The organism is Sulfurimonas sp., from assembly GCF_014859695.1.
Classification (GTDB): Bacteria; Campylobacterota; Campylobacteria; order Campylobacterales; family Sulfurimonadaceae; genus Sulfurimonas.
Genome location: NZ_JACUTS010000050.1, coordinates 1 through 13,823 on the forward strand (window position 1 = coordinate 1; position 13,823 = coordinate 13,823).

A 13,823-nucleotide genomic window follows, 5' to 3' on the forward strand; every position below is an offset into this window, starting at 1 on the left:
TTTTAAAACCCTAAAGCAATTATCGAGCCTATATCTCGTCGGATTTACCTAGATTTTGTGCGTATATTTTTCTTTAAAGAGAAGATGTTTTTGTAACTTATCTCTACTATTTCATACTCCTTCTTCATAAGCGGGAGTTGGACTTTGAACTCATCTTCTACCGCTTTTCCCATCATGGCGCGAGCTAAGGGTGAGTGAACGGAGATGAGTCCATTTTCCGGCTCTGACTCCAAAACTCCGCAGAGAGTATAGCTCTCCTCTTCATCCGTCTCAAGATTTAAAATCTTTACGCTGCTGCCGAAGCTTACTCTCTCGTGTGAGAGCCTTGAGGGGTCTATGATTTGCGATTTTTGTATCATTGAGTTTAGATAAAAAAGTCTCTTGTCTATAAATCTAAGTTTCTCTTTTGCCGCCTGATAGTCCGCATTTTCGCTTCTGTCACCCAGAGCTGCCGCAACAAGTTTTTCCTCTGCGACTTTTGGTTTTTCCACTTCAAGCAAAAACCTAAACTCTTCGATTAAAAGGTCATAACCCTCTATACTCATCGGCTCTTTGCTAATCGTTAAATCCTAAGATGTAGTAGGTGTTTTTATTATCTAGTTTATTGATTACAACTTTATATTTTTCGCTGAAATGTTGGATTTTTTCATGTGCCTCTTGAGCAATTTCAGCGCTAGGAGCTTCAACTTTTATTTTAAAAAAATCGTTTGAGTTTGACATTGCAATGTAGGAACCGTCTACTTTTAGATGGTCGTGTAGGTCCATAATGTGTTTTTGTATTTTTTCATAACCCGTAGTGTTCTCTTCAATCCTTTGAAGTTGCTGAATCAAGGCGTTATTAGGTACGTATCCCAGCTGCGTAAGCATAGCTTCTTTTTGCATATTGTTCTCTCTTTTTTAAAAAATGTAAGAAAATAATATCAACAATTTGTAAATATTCAGTACTTTTTTATGAACATGTATGTATCATCTACTTAAATAATATTTGCTAAAAGAGAGAATTAAATGACTGAAGAGATACTTAAAAAAATCAAGCAACTACCTCCGCTTCCCGAATCAGTTATGCAAATCGAGTCTGTTTATCAAGACCCTGATAGTACATTTAGCGATATGGTTAAAATCTTAGAAGAAGATCCTCTCTTGACGGCAGATATTTTAAAGGCGGCAAACTCTCCGCTTTATGGATTTAGCCGCGAAATAAACGCTATTAACCAAGCTGTAGGGCTTTTTGGAATGGGGACTATAAGGGGTTTTGCGCTTGCTAGCATTGTAAAAAAGAGTTTTGAGCTTGACCTTTCGGTTTATGGAATTGACAACGACACTTTTTCAATGCTATCCAAAAAACAGCATGCCATTACGACTTCATGGTGTCTTAAAAAAGATTCAAGACTGCTGGGAATCCTCTCTCCTGCGGCATTTTTAGTCGAGATTGGCAAAGTTTTGATAGCTCAACAGATTATGGCGGACAAGAGTGAAAAGAAGTTTAAAGAGGCACTTGAGAGATCTGCTACACTCGAAGAAGCAGAGAAAGAAGTAGCCGGAGTAGACACTCCTGAAGTGAGCGCCAAGATATTTGAACACTGGAGATTTGAGGCGGGACTTGTAGATACTATTCGCCACTGTTTAAACCCCGAAAAAGCGAAAGATGAGATCAAAAAACCTGCTCAAATTTTACATGTAGTACGCACAGTGGTAGAACTTAACGGCATGGTTACAGACGAAAGTATCGCTGCCGCAAAAGAGTTGATTGTTAAATACTCTCTTGATATGGAGAGCTTCGATAGAGCGTTGCAAAATCTATAATGGCTGATACTAAATTACTTCTCATAAAACTCACAAACGGTTTAAGCGAGCAAGATGTTGCCTCAGATGAACAAACGCAGATAAACGACTATCTGGCGAAAGGCTACATCACAAAAAAAGATGATATTTACAAATTTAACTCCAAGTATCGCGCAGGAACTTTGGGCTTTGTCCAAAAAGAGACTGCATATCTGCATGTTATCGGCGAATACACTCGTGACATGTTTATAGGCGAAGGAGATTTGGCAAGCGCCAAAGAGGGCGACCTTGTTATCGCACAAAGATTGCTCGGTCAAAGAGGTTCTCCCGCTGCAAAGGTTGTTGAGATTCTCGGAAGAGCGCAAAGCTACAGCGTCGCTTATATTATCTCAAAAGATGGCAGAAAATCTCTTGTTGATTTAAAAACAGAGTACCCGACAGGTGTCGAGATGACGCAGGATGAACTAGATGCCTACGAGCATGGCGACGTATTTAAAATCAACAACCAAGATTTTACCATCATGGAGCGTCTTGGCAACATGAAAGATCCTTTGGTTGATGAAAAAATTGTTCTTGCGCAATTTAACAAACATGACGAGTTTGAGCCGGAAGTACTAGAGCTTGCTTCCTCATTTGAGGAAGTAAATGCCTCAAAATATCCTTCAAGAGCAGATTTAAGAGAGTTGCCGTTTTGTACAATCGACCCCATAACCGCAAAAGATTTTGACGATGCAATATGCTGGGATGATAAAAACTCCACGCTTTATGTCGCCATAGCCGATGTTAGCGAATATGTAACCCCTTTTGGAGCAATCGACAACGAGGCGATATATAGAAGCTTCTCTATCTACCTCCCGCACCGCTCAATCCCGATGCTCCCTCGTCAACTAAGTGAGACACTCTGTTCTTTGCAGCCCAACGTTGACAGACTTGCCTATGTTTTTGAAATAAAACTAAATCTTGACTCACTCGAAGTAGAGAACTCAAAAGTTTATGAGGCAATCATTCACTCGCAAAGAAGATTCAACTACGAAGATATAGATGAGTTTTTAGAAGGCAAACTTGAAGCGCAAAACGACTCTGAAAAAGAGATATTTAAGTACATCTCCAAACTCAAACTCATAACGGACAGACTCAAAGAGAAAAGACTTGAAGTAGGTTACAATTTTCGCTCAAACGAACTTGAGATGTTTATAGATGAAAACTCAAACATCACTCATACCACTTATGCGCAGGAGACTCCTTCACATGCTTTGATTGAAGATTGTATGTTGCTTGCAAACAAAGAGGCTGCAAAGAGATTTAAAAAAGGGGTTTTTCGTATCCATGAGCCCCCGACTCAAACAAAACTGCAAAATCTCTACCAAGAGCTTGCGGGAATCGGCATCTATGTAGATATTAAATCATCCATAAAAGATACGATTACACAGATACAAAATCAAGCCGAAGAGATGGGTCTCTCAAGCGAAGTCGACACGCTTATCATCCAGTCTCAGATGCAGGCTAGATATGCACCGTTCAACGTAGGGCACTTCGGACTCGGTTTTGATGAGTATACGCACTTTACTTCACCCATCAGAAGATACTCGGATCTGATTGTTCACAGACTCCTAAAAGCGATTGCCAGAGGGGATAAAGAGGGGAGCTCTTATGTGCTTAGAAACATAGAGTCGCTCTGTATGAGCGTGAGCGAAAAAGAGAGAGAGGCTTCAACGATTGAAAATGAGTTTATGGCAAGAAAATTTACCCGCTGGGCAGATGAAAATATCGGCGGTACCTTTAAAGCAAGAATTACCTCCACCGACCCATACCTAAAAGCCGAACTTCATGATGAAATTCAGGGAGCTAGATTTTTAATAAACCATGGACTGGATGCACAGCTCTTTGAAGATGTAAAAGTAAGGATCGACAAAGCAGATATTGCCAAAGCAAAAATCTATGCAAGCGTCGTAGAACGCATAGAGAGAGAAAGCTGATTTGTACAAAAGCGAACTAGATAAGCATATTCAAAACAGCTCACTTTCAAACAGTTTTATACTTTATGGAGAGAGCTCTTTTTTAATCGACAGATATACTCAAATGCTCACAAATGTGCCAGATGCTTCCATTGCAAAATTTTACCATGACGAGTATAATTTTGCCTCGGCAAAAGCCCATCTCTCGCAGGCTTCTCTTTTTGGCGGTCAGAATGTCCTAATCATTAAAAGCGAGAAGAAGGTTCCAAAAAAAGAGCTTGAGATACTTATTGAGTATTGCGAGAAAAACAAAGAAAATATTTTTGTCTACGCCTACTACGGGGATGACCATAAAACATACGCAAAAGCGCCCGCAAAAACAAAAACTATGTGTGTGCGCTTTTTCCATCCAAATCAGGGTGAGGCAACTTTTATACTCTCGCAAGTAGCACGTGAAAAAAATGTCAACGTTGACAACCGCTCACTTACTCACCTTTTGTCTATTCACAACTGGGACGTAGCACTTGCATGCAACGAGATAGAGAAGCTCAAAATTTACGACAGAGCCATAACGACCAAAGACATTGACAATCTTGTTTTTGGATTAGCAGAGGTAAACATTGAGAGTTTTATCAACAAAATTTTAAACAAAAAAGATTTTAAAACAGACCTTGGGAGCATGTTAGAGCACGGAGAGGATGAGATAAGGCTGCTAACAGCCATAACCTCCTACATGACGCAGCTCTATATGTTTCACATATACATTCGCATCAACGGTGCGCCAAACGCACTAGAGATACTTGGATACCCCGCTCCAAAATTTGTGGTCGACTCAAAAGCAGCCATGTCCATAAAAATAAAACCCCAAACCTACTATAAACTCCACGAACTTCTTCTGGAGAGCGAACTAAAGATGAAAAGCTCACATGTAGACAAAGGCGCTATTTTGCTCTCTACTCTTATTAGAGTGCAGCAGTTGCTATAGATTTTATAGTGTTTAGATTTTAGATATTTTAAAAACTAAAAGAGTGGTGGAGTTTCAAGGCGCATAGCGAGGAAGTGCACTAATGTGCATGACGAGTGTAGCAACGCAGAAAATGCGCCGCTATTTTAGTTTTTAGATGTGTCTACTATTTTATTTGCCGAAATCCACGGCATCATCGTTCTTAACTTAACACCTGTCTGCTCAATCAAAGAAGCTTTTGCGTTTGTGCGCTCAGCGTTCATTCTTGGGTATCCTGCTTGACCTTCAAGGATGAAGTCTTTTGCAAATCTTCCGTCTTGAATCTCTTTTAGGATCTCTTTCATTGCAGCTTTTGACTCTGCATTGATAACGCGTTTTCCTGAAACATAGTCGCCGTACTCCGCTGTATTAGAGATACTATATCTCATATCTGCGATTCCGCCTTGGAACATCAGGTCAACAATAAGCTTTAGCTCATGCAGACACTCAAAGTATGCAAGCTCAGGAGCGTATCCAGCTTCTGTTAATGTCTCAAAACCTGCTTGAACAAGAGAAACTGCACCACCGCAAAGAACAGCCTGCTCTCCGAAAAGGTCAGTCTCAGTCTCATCTTTAAATGTAGTCTCGATAATTGCAGTTCTTCCGCCGCCGATTGCAGAAGCGTAAGAGAGCGCTAACTCTCTAGTTTTTCCGCTTGGGTTTTGTCCAACAGCGATAAGGTCTGGGATACCGCCGCCTCTTACAAATTCGCTTCTAACTGTGTGTCCAGGAGCTTTTGGAGCAATCATAGTAACGTTGATGTCTGCTCTTGGGTGAATTCTTCCGTAGTGGATGTTAAAACCGTGTCCAAATGCGATAGTTGCGCCTTGCTTTAGGTTTGGCTCAATCTCATTTTTGTATATTTCTGATTGATTTTCATCAGGTAAAAGAATCATAACCAAGTCAGCCGCAGCAGAAGCTTCACCAACCGTCATAACTTTAAAGCCTTTTGCTTGGGCTTTTGCCCATGAAGAACCATCTTTTCTTAAACCAACAACTACTTCAACACCGCTGTCTCTTAAGTTTTCCGCATGTGCGTGCCCCTGAGAGCCAAATCCTATCATTGCAACTTTTGTGCTTTTGATAAGTTCGATATTACAATCTTTGTCGTAGTAAACAGTTAATGCCATTTGTTTTCCTTAGGTATTATATTAAGCTTAAATGCTTAAAATTTTTTTGGCATTATACTAGAATAAAGCAAAAACTTTTATAATGTCAGGAAAAATAGAGGAATATTTATGAAAAAATTTAATCTTTTCAAAGAAATCATTACAGTCGATAAAAATAGTCTGCAAGAAGCTATTGATGCAAAAAAAACTTTTGGCATAGATATTAATGGAAGAGTCTGCAACGAGCCGTTTACGACAGATGACATCCTCATTTACATAGGCACTCCGAACGCAAATGTCGCTCTTAGTGAGGCTCTTGGCAGTAAATATCAGGTTGTTGAGGACGAAAACAGAGTTTTAATCAAGGCTTTTTCAAACTGGCAGGAGATTATAGGGTTTAATACCATAAGGGCTACATACGACGACACTACCGCGGACGGTGTTGATGAATTTAGCACAAAAGAGATGGAAGATATAGGGTGGCATGCCGCTGAGTTTAACATTAACTACAGAACACTCGTTGAGCTTCTTGAAAATGAGTGTGAGGGCACTCTTATCTGCATAGAGCAGGAAGATCCTTACCAGTTTAGCGGTCTTGGATTTGTCTCAAACCTTGATAATGCAAGGGATACTCTTTTTAACTATTGCCAAACTGAGGTAAAGAGGTTGATTACAGAGGATGAGGATTTTGCAAAAGAGAGTTTAAATGATGATGAATTGGAAGCCGCAGAGTTTTTTAAGGCTCTTTAACTTCTAGATTTGCACTCATTTTGTCATTGTGAGCGAAGCGCGACAATCTCTCTTTTTGTTAACATTCTGTGAGACTGCCACGTCGCTTCGCTCCTCGCAGTGACGAATTCCAATCTTCAGTTACTTTTTCTTGCCAAACTTTGAGACAAGAATGTAGAAGAGCGGGATAAAGACGATAGCTAGAAAAGTTGCTGCTAACATTCCTCCGACAACTCCCGTACCGATGGAGTGTCTGCTTGCAGCACCTGCTCCGCTGCTGATTGCAAGAGGAATAACCCCTAGCGTAAAGGCAAGTGAAGTCATGATAATTGGGCGCAGACGAATTTTTGCCGCTTCTATTACGGCTTCAACAAGCTCCATGCCCTGCTCTCTTTTTTGCATCGCAAACTCTACGATAAGGATTGCATTTTTTGCAGAGAGTCCGGCAAGAACAAGGATACCTATCTGAAAGTAGATATCGTTTTCAAGCCCTCTCATGCTATTTGCCACAACCGCTCCAAAGACTCCAAAGGGTACCGCCAAAATAACAGATATCGGCATCAACCATCTCTCATACTGCGCCGCCAAGATGAGATACAAAAAGATGATTCCAAATATAAACGCCAAACTTCCGGCACTGCTTATCTGCTTCTCCTGATACGCCGTACCTATCCAGCTAATGGCATACCCCTCTGGCAAGACCTCGTTTGCAACCTCTTCTATGGCTCTTAGAGCATCTCCAGAGCTATACCCAAGAGCATTTTGTCCCGCTACTTTTGCCGCACTAAAGAGGTTAAATCTCTCTACCAAATCTGCACTTGTTGTCTGTTTTAGAGTCACAAAAGAGCTAAGCGGAAGCATTTCTCCCTCTTTGCTTCGTACAAAGATGTTGTTCAAATCATCAGGGCTTTTTCTAAAAGACTCCTCTGCCTGCATATTGACCATATATGTTCTGCCCAAGAGATTAAAGTCGTTTACATAAAAACTTCCAAAAGTCGCATTGAGCGTTTGGTATATCTGGTCTACGTTAATCCCTTTTGCTTTTGCTTTTGCGGTATCGACGCTTATTTTGTACTTAGGCACATTGGTATTTAGCGTTGTTCTAACACCGACTAACTCCGCTCTTGCATTTCCTTTTTGGATAATCTCATTGACATATTTTTGTAACTCTTTTATATCTGAGCCTGTTTTGTTTTGCACATACATCTCAAATCCGCCGGCAACTCCCATCCCCCTAATCGGCGGAGGAACAACACCAAAAGAGAAGCCATCGCTTGTCGCTCCAAGCTTTTTGCTCATTTGTGCTGCTATTTGAGCGGCATGCTGTTCGGGTCTTGTTCTCTCATCCCACGGCTGAAGCTTTAAGATGGTAGCCGCCGAATTTGTTCTTTGCGCAAATGTTACAAAATCTAACCCTGCGAACTGGACAATATCTTTTATATTCTCTTTATCTTTTGAAGCGATGTCGTAAATCTCTTTCGTGAGCGCATCCGTTCTGCTAAGAGATGATCCCGGAGGGTTGTAGCTAAAGACAAACACCGTTCCTTTGTCCTCGGCGGGAACAAGTCCGGTTTTGAGGCTTACAAACATATCGTACGTTATATAGACAAGTCCGCCAAAGAGAAGCAGGCTTAAAAATGTGTATCTGATTGTCAGTTTTACGGCGCTCGTATAGCCTCTTGTTAAAAAATCAAATGTGGCGTTAAACCATTTAAAAAAGTACTTCGGTTCTTTGTGTGTCGGCTTTAACATGAGCGCGCATAAAGCGGGGGTAAGCGTCAGCGCGACAAATCCTGAAATAGCCAAAGAGATAACGATGGTTACGGCAAACTGCCTATACATCTCGCCACTTAGCCCGCCTAAAAATGCAACCGGAATAAATACCGCAGAGAGAACCAAAACAATGGCAACAAGCGCACCGGAGACCTCTTTCATAGCCTGAAGCGAAGCCTCCATTGGCGAGAGTCCCTCTTTTATGTGCCTCTCGACATTCTCTATAACGATAATTGCGTCATCAACCACTATCCCGATTGCCAAAACAAGCCCAAAGAGCGTAAGCAGATTGATGCTAAATCCAAGCATATACATCCCGGCAAACGCTCCGATGATAGAGACTGGAACGGCTAAAATAGGTATAAGCGTAGCTCTCCAATTTTGCAAAAAGAGATAGATAATGAGAATAACTAAAATAATCGCCTCGATAAATGTCTTGATAACTTCTTGAATGGATATCTCAACAAAATCGGTAATATCATAAGGAATCACATACTCAACATCCTCAACAAAACTCTCGCTAATAGTAGCGATGGTCTCCCTTACCCCTTTTGCGGTCTCAATCGCATTTGCTCCACTCTGTAAAAAAACAGCAACTGGAACGGCAGGAGAGTTGTTGAGCTTATTTTTCATGTCGTAGCTTTGAGAACCTAGCTCTATGGTCGCTACATCTTTGAGCTTGAGTGCGCTTCCATTTTCGTTTGCTCTGATGATAATCTCTGAAAACTCAGAAGGCTCATTAAATCTTGAGGGAGTCTCAATGGTATAGGTAAACATCTCGCTTTTAGAAACAGGTTCTGCAGAGAGCTTTCCTGCGGCATACTGCTCATTTTGCTCACGCACAGCGACTACAAGGTCGTTGACCGTTAGCGAATATTTTTTGAGCTTTAGAGGATCAATCCAGATACGCATGGAGTAATCTTTTGCGCCAAAGATGATAACATCTCCGACACCCTTGACTCTCTTTAGGCTATCAACAACATTCATAAGCGCATAGTTGGATAAAAACGTTACGTCTCTTGTCTGTTTTGGCGAATTGAGGATGATAACCTGAAGCATATCGGGCGACTTTTCATTGACGCGGACACCCTGTCTTTGAACCTGATCAGGAAGTTTTGAGAGAGCCGCTTGAACGCGGTTATTTACGTCTATCTTCGCATCATCGGGGTTTGTTCCGACTTCAAAAAAGATATTGATACTTAGTGAGCCGTTATCTGCTGCAAGTGAGCTCATGTAGAGCATATCTTTTGCACCGTTTATCTCCTGCTCAAGAGGCGCGGCAACCGTTTTGGAGATTGTCTCTGCACTCGCTCCTTGGTAAAAAGCAGAAACTACGATTTGCGGAGGGATAACTCTTGGATACTCACTAATAGGCAGAGCGCGCATAGAGATTACGCCTGCAAGCACGACAATAATCGCGATTACCGATGCAAAAATTGGTCTTTTTATAAAAAAGGCAGAAAACATCTTACTTGCCTTCCATGATGGTTACTTTGCTATTTGGTCTAAGTTTTGCAATATTGCTTGAGGCGACCATATCGCCCTCTTTTACCCCGCCCTCAATCATCGCTACACCCTCTTCTACATGAAGCACATTCACAGGACGCATAACTACGGCTCCGTTTTCTACGACATAAACAACGGTTGCATCGGGAGTTTTAATCAGCGCGTTTTGTGGGATTTTTGCGACGCTCTCGTAACTGAAACCGCCTAAATTTACCTCAACGTAAGAGCCTACCATAAGCTCTCTGCTTGGGTTTTTAAATGTTGCTCTTAGAAGTAGCGTTTCTGTTTGCGTATCGATCTTTGGAGCCATATAATCCACTATGCCGCTGAAACTTTTTGTACCCGCTTTTAGTGTCACCTCTGCGCCTTTTTTGATCCGTGAAATGTACTTTAAAACGTCGCTGCTTGGAAGAGAGAACTCCGCATAAACTATATCTAATGCCGTAATAGTCGTAAGATTTGAATTTTGTAAATCAGCATCTATAAAATTGCCCTCATCGCTACTGCTCATGCCCACAACCCCGCTTATAGGCGCTTTTATAGTTGTATAACTGTAGTTCAACTCCGCTTTTGTAACCAACGCTTTGGCTTTTTTTACCTCTGCATTCGTATCATCGTAAGCATATAAAAGCGCGTCTCTTTGCTGCTCGCTTATTGCACTGTTTTTGAAAAGGTACTCTGCTCTGCTCCAATCTTTTGAAGCTTTGCTAAAGTTTGCCTCTGCCTTTGAGAGAGCCGCTTTTGCTTCATCAAGTGCCGCTCTGTACTCCCCTTTTTGTATCTCATACAAAACATCACCCTTTTTTACGGCTGAACCCTCTGTAAAATTCTCTTTTTCTAAAACTCCGCTCACTCTTGCAAAGACAGAAACCTCTTCAAAAGGTTTTAAAATAGCGGAGTAGCTCTTTGTAAAATCAACTCTCTCAAACTTTACAACTTGAGCCTTGACCGGCAATGGAGGCATTTGCACCGTTTGCGGCTGGCTTGAAGCACCACCTTTTTCATCACTACACCCTACAAACAGCAGTGAGACCACTACAAGCGATAATGCTAAACTTTTCATCTATAAAAACTCCTTAATATCTTTTCCGCTGTAGTAAATCAGCTCTGCTTTTTTAACTTCTAAATCCAATAACGCTCTTTTGTAACCTCTAGCGGCATCATACTTCTCGCTCATAGACTCAAGATACGCCACATTGTCGATTGTTCCGTTTTGGTACTTAAACTTTACAAGCTCATAGGTTGAAGATGCGGCGTCAAGTGTCGCTTTGGTTGCATCAACTTTTAGTTTTGCAATCTCTAGTGCCTTTTTTGCAAATCTATACTCAACATCGGCTCTATGCTTCTCATGCTCTAGAGTAGATTTTTTACTCAAATACTCTTGAAATTTCGACTCATAAGCCTTTGTGCGTGCGCCAAAATCAAAGACATTCCAAGAGAGATTGAGCATGGCTATATTTTGAGTATCGACCAAAAAACCGGCATCTAGGCTCTTGTCGTCAAAATAGTAGTCGCTGTAGCTTAGCGTATTGTCAAAATAGATCTTGGGAAGATTTTCACTCTTTTTCGTCTTAGCCTCATGCAGCACAGAAAGTGCACCATACTCAAGCGCCTCAATATCCGCTCTTGCAACTTTCTCCTGCTCATTTAGCGCAACTACTGAACCCTCGTCAATTTTTTCGATTTTTTGTGTAGTGTAGTACTCTAGAGTATACAAAATTCTCTGCGACTCCAGCTCTATCTCATTTAACATAACTGCCGAGTTTTTAAGCCTAGAGTCAATCTTGTCAACCTCATCTTTTGTTGCAGAACCTGACTTGTAAAAGAGATCGAGCCGTTTAAACTCAGCTTTTAACTGCTCAATCTCTTGGGTTGTAGCCTCTTTGTCGGATTCTAGCGAGAGGTACCCAAAGTAGAGTCTCGCTACATCAAGAGAAATGTTGTTTTTAGTAGCCTCTACATTTTGTTTGCTAGCATCTATGCTTGATTCTAACTGGCTATAAAGACTCCCTTTTTTACCGCCGTCATAAAGCGTGTACTTCAAACTAGCTTGGACTCTTAGTGAATTTTGTGCCAATGCGGCAGTCTCTTCATAAACGTTTTGATATGTTGCACCAAGCTCTAATGTCGGCAGGTACGAACTCTTGGAGCTCTCATAAGCTTTCTCTTTTGCACTAAGTGAATGCGTAGCAGACTCGACAACCCTGTTTTTATGCGATAACTCTATAAGCTCATCAAGCGTATATGAGTATAGAAAAATCGGGATGAAGAGCACAGGAAATAAAAATTTCACCTATTCTCCTTTGTTCTATGTTTACGAAATAATATCACACTAACTCTTAAATATGTCTTGCCAGAAAGATATATTTTTGGCTATAATAACGCTATGAAAAAAAATAGAGTACACACAGACCTTATAACAAATTTTTATGACAAAGTAGGCAAAGGGGAACTTCCAGAGGTTTTTTTAATGACCTTTCCAATAGCAGTCATCCAAAAGACAATCTTTACACATGCCGAAAGTTTTTTAAAAGAGAAGTTTGACCTCTTAAACTCCGAGGTTGATGTGTTAGCCTCACTCTTTACACACGGAAAAATGCTCTCTCCTACACAGCTTTATGATCTGACTATCTTCTCCTCCGGCGGCATGACAAAGGTCTTAAAGAGGCTTCAAGAGAGAGGTCTTGTATATAGAGAAGAGGACAAAAACGACAAAAGATGTATGCTCGTCTGTCTAAGTGAGCGCGGTGAAGAGCTTGTGCAAAAAGCGCTCAGTGAAATCTCAAAAGAGTGCAACAAATATTTTGAAATTCTTGATCCAAAAGAGAGAGAGCTCTTCGGCTCTCTTTTAAAGAAGATTCTTGTAAATATAAACAAGATCTGACACTCTCTACAGCTAGCTCTTTATTTCATCTCCAGTATTTTACTATTGCTTTGAGTCTGAAGTCTTCTCATCTTTTCTTCAATCAGATTATTATTTTCCGTCAAAAAATGAACAAGCTCTCTAGCATTAGGATTCTCTTGCTCAACAAAAAGCACCTCTTTTTGTAGTGGCGCAAGTAACAAGGCTATAAAATCTTTTGCCAATTTAATAATATAATCATCAAAGTGTTTTAGGTTGGCACCCTTCTCAATCATTGCATCAATTTGTTTAGCTTGAATATCACTCTGTTCTATCAAGTTTTTACCGTTGTCTTCAATTTCATAGCTCTCAGGCAACCACTTGCTGTTTGTTTTAAAAGTGCGAACCTCTTTCATAAGCCAAGTGATATCACGATTTAAGATACCTAATGTCTCACTTTTCAATCCGCTTACTTCAATGCTGCCATCTTGTGTTTCTAAAAATTTAAGCTTTAGCAAATCTACTCCCAGTTTTGCAGTGTAGTTGCATTGCAGTAATCCAATATACTCTTTGGTTTCATCTCTAGATATGATTGAGGACTCTTTAGAGAGAGTAACCTTTTTAAAATCTCTAAATGTCATGTCAGCTTTTGCAACACCCAAGTCCATTATTCTGCTGATTGAGTTGACATCCAGTTTCATATTTTTTAGATGATTAATCTCATCTTGAAGATTGTCTCTCTCATTCTCAATCTCTATGGATTTTGCAACTGCATTCTCTAGTTCTACTCTGGCTCTAATCTCTTTTTCCTTCTCCTCTCGTTCATCGTTAAGCTTCTGAGATATAACTTTCGTCATGCTCGAGGCGACAATAGTGGTTCCCATAAAAGTGCCTATTGCTGCAACAATCACAGCTAAAAGTTTTGTTGGGATTAGCACAATTGCAAATTACACCCCTGTGAATGAATCTCCACTTTTTACAACCCTATTGCTCTTTCTCACTCCAGCGCTCCCGAGACTGTGAAAGAACCTCAAAAAAACATTTCAAAGAGTGTTTCAAGCTCTCTTTGAAATAACTGACCTTACGCACCTTTTAATTTCTGCAATTCTGAATAAGTGATTTGG

12 protein-coding genes are annotated in these 13,823 nt (G+C 40.7%); 5 read left to right on the forward strand and 7 right to left on the reverse strand.

The window, feature by feature from the left end:
- Positions 1-44: 44 nt before the first annotated feature.
- Positions 45-545 (reverse strand): transcription elongation factor GreA, encoded by a 501-nt coding sequence (greA, locus tag IBX42_RS08715; protein ID WP_294931803.1) that lies wholly within the window; start codon positions 543-545, stop codon positions 45-47.
- 10 nt (positions 546-555) lie between these two features.
- Complete coding sequence (locus IBX42_RS08720) at positions 556-882, reverse strand: hypothetical protein (RefSeq protein ID WP_294931806.1); 327 nt, start codon at positions 880-882, stop codon at positions 556-558.
- 123 nt (positions 883-1,005) lie between these two features.
- Here IBX42_RS08720 and IBX42_RS08725 point away from each other — a divergent pair, with 123 nt between their 5' ends.
- Genes IBX42_RS08725 through holA form a run of 3 tightly spaced genes read left to right on the forward strand, consistent with a single transcriptional unit; the run spans position 1,006 to position 4,722 of the window.
- A complete protein-coding gene (locus tag IBX42_RS08725) occupies positions 1,006-1,803 on the forward strand; it encodes an HDOD domain-containing protein (protein WP_294931809.1) in 798 nt (265 codons plus the stop codon).
- On the forward strand, positions 1,803-3,758 hold the full coding sequence (locus IBX42_RS08730) for a ribonuclease R family protein (protein WP_294931812.1): 1,956 nt from the start codon (positions 1,803-1,805) through the stop codon (positions 3,756-3,758). The genes IBX42_RS08725 and IBX42_RS08730 overlap by 1 nt, the downstream gene beginning before the upstream one ends.
- A gap of 1 nt (position 3,759) precedes the next feature.
- Positions 3,760-4,722: a DNA polymerase III subunit delta gene (holA, locus tag IBX42_RS08735; protein ID WP_294931815.1), complete on the forward strand. Its 963-nt coding sequence runs from the start codon at positions 3,760-3,762 to the stop codon at positions 4,720-4,722.
- Positions 4,723-4,847: 125 nt separating this feature from the next.
- Here holA and ilvC read toward each other — a convergent pair whose 3' ends face one another.
- Positions 4,848-5,870 (reverse strand): ketol-acid reductoisomerase, encoded by a 1,023-nt coding sequence (ilvC, locus tag IBX42_RS08740; protein WP_294931818.1) that lies wholly within the window; start codon positions 5,868-5,870, stop codon positions 4,848-4,850.
- Between the two features lie 108 nt (positions 5,871-5,978).
- Between ilvC and IBX42_RS08745 the strand changes: the two genes are divergently transcribed.
- Positions 5,979-6,599, forward strand: coding sequence for a hypothetical protein (locus IBX42_RS08745; RefSeq protein ID WP_294931821.1), 621 nt, complete (start codon positions 5,979-5,981; stop codon positions 6,597-6,599).
- 120 nt (positions 6,600-6,719) lie between these two features.
- Here the strand turns inward: IBX42_RS08745 and IBX42_RS08750 are convergent, their stop codons facing one another.
- Genes IBX42_RS08750 through IBX42_RS08760 form a run of 3 tightly spaced genes read right to left on the reverse strand, consistent with a single transcriptional unit; the run spans position 6,720 to position 12,150 of the window.
- Positions 6,720-9,818 (reverse strand): multidrug efflux RND transporter permease subunit, encoded by a 3,099-nt coding sequence (locus IBX42_RS08750; RefSeq protein WP_294931824.1) that lies wholly within the window; start codon positions 9,816-9,818, stop codon positions 6,720-6,722.
- A gap of 1 nt (position 9,819) precedes the next feature.
- The gene (locus IBX42_RS08755; protein ID WP_294931826.1) at positions 9,820-10,920 is read right to left on the reverse strand and encodes an efflux RND transporter periplasmic adaptor subunit; all 1,101 of its coding nucleotides are present in this window, start codon (positions 10,918-10,920) and stop codon (positions 9,820-9,822) included.
- Positions 10,921-12,150 carry a TolC family protein gene (locus tag IBX42_RS08760; protein WP_294931829.1) on the reverse strand — a complete coding sequence of 410 codons (1,230 nt, stop codon included), beginning with the start codon at positions 12,148-12,150 and terminating at the stop codon, positions 10,921-10,923.
- 93 nt (positions 12,151-12,243) lie between these two features.
- Between IBX42_RS08760 and IBX42_RS08765 the strand changes: the two genes are divergently transcribed.
- Complete coding sequence (locus IBX42_RS08765) at positions 12,244-12,741, forward strand: MarR family transcriptional regulator (protein WP_294931832.1); 498 nt, start codon at positions 12,244-12,246, stop codon at positions 12,739-12,741.
- A 20-nt stretch (positions 12,742-12,761) separates the two neighbouring features.
- Here IBX42_RS08765 and IBX42_RS08770 read toward each other — a convergent pair whose 3' ends face one another.
- Complete coding sequence (locus tag IBX42_RS08770; protein WP_294931835.1) at positions 12,762-13,583, reverse strand: hypothetical protein; 822 nt, start codon at positions 13,581-13,583, stop codon at positions 12,762-12,764.
- Positions 13,584-13,823: the final 240 nt, after the last annotated feature.

Bases quoted from the DNA above. Each gene is read 5' to 3' on its own strand.
- greA (WP_294931803.1), bottom strand. From the start codon at position 545: ATGAGTATAGAGGGTTATGACCTTTTAATCGAAGAGTTTAGGTTTTTG.
- IBX42_RS08720 (WP_294931806.1), bottom strand. From the start codon at position 882: ATGCAAAAAGAAGCTATGCTTACGCAGCTGGGATACGTACCTAATAAC.
- IBX42_RS08725 (WP_294931809.1), top strand. From the start codon at position 1,006: ATGACTGAAGAGATACTTAAAAAAATCAAGCAACTACCTCCGCTTCCC.
- IBX42_RS08730 (WP_294931812.1), top strand. From the start codon at position 1,803: ATGGCTGATACTAAATTACTTCTCATAAAACTCACAAACGGTTTAAGC.
- ilvC (WP_294931818.1), bottom strand. From the start codon at position 5,870: ATGGCATTAACTGTTTACTACGACAAAGATTGTAATATCGAACTTATC.
- IBX42_RS08745 (WP_294931821.1), top strand. From the start codon at position 5,979: ATGAAAAAATTTAATCTTTTCAAAGAAATCATTACAGTCGATAAAAAT.
- IBX42_RS08750 (WP_294931824.1), bottom strand. From the start codon at position 9,818: ATGTTTTCTGCCTTTTTTATAAAAAGACCAATTTTTGCATCGGTAATC.
- IBX42_RS08755 (WP_294931826.1), bottom strand. From the start codon at position 10,920: ATGAAAAGTTTAGCATTATCGCTTGTAGTGGTCTCACTGCTGTTTGTA.
- IBX42_RS08765 (WP_294931832.1), top strand. From the start codon at position 12,244: ATGAAAAAAAATAGAGTACACACAGACCTTATAACAAATTTTTATGAC.
- IBX42_RS08770 (WP_294931835.1), bottom strand. From the start codon at position 13,583: ATGGGAACCACTATTGTCGCCTCGAGCATGACGAAAGTTATATCTCAG.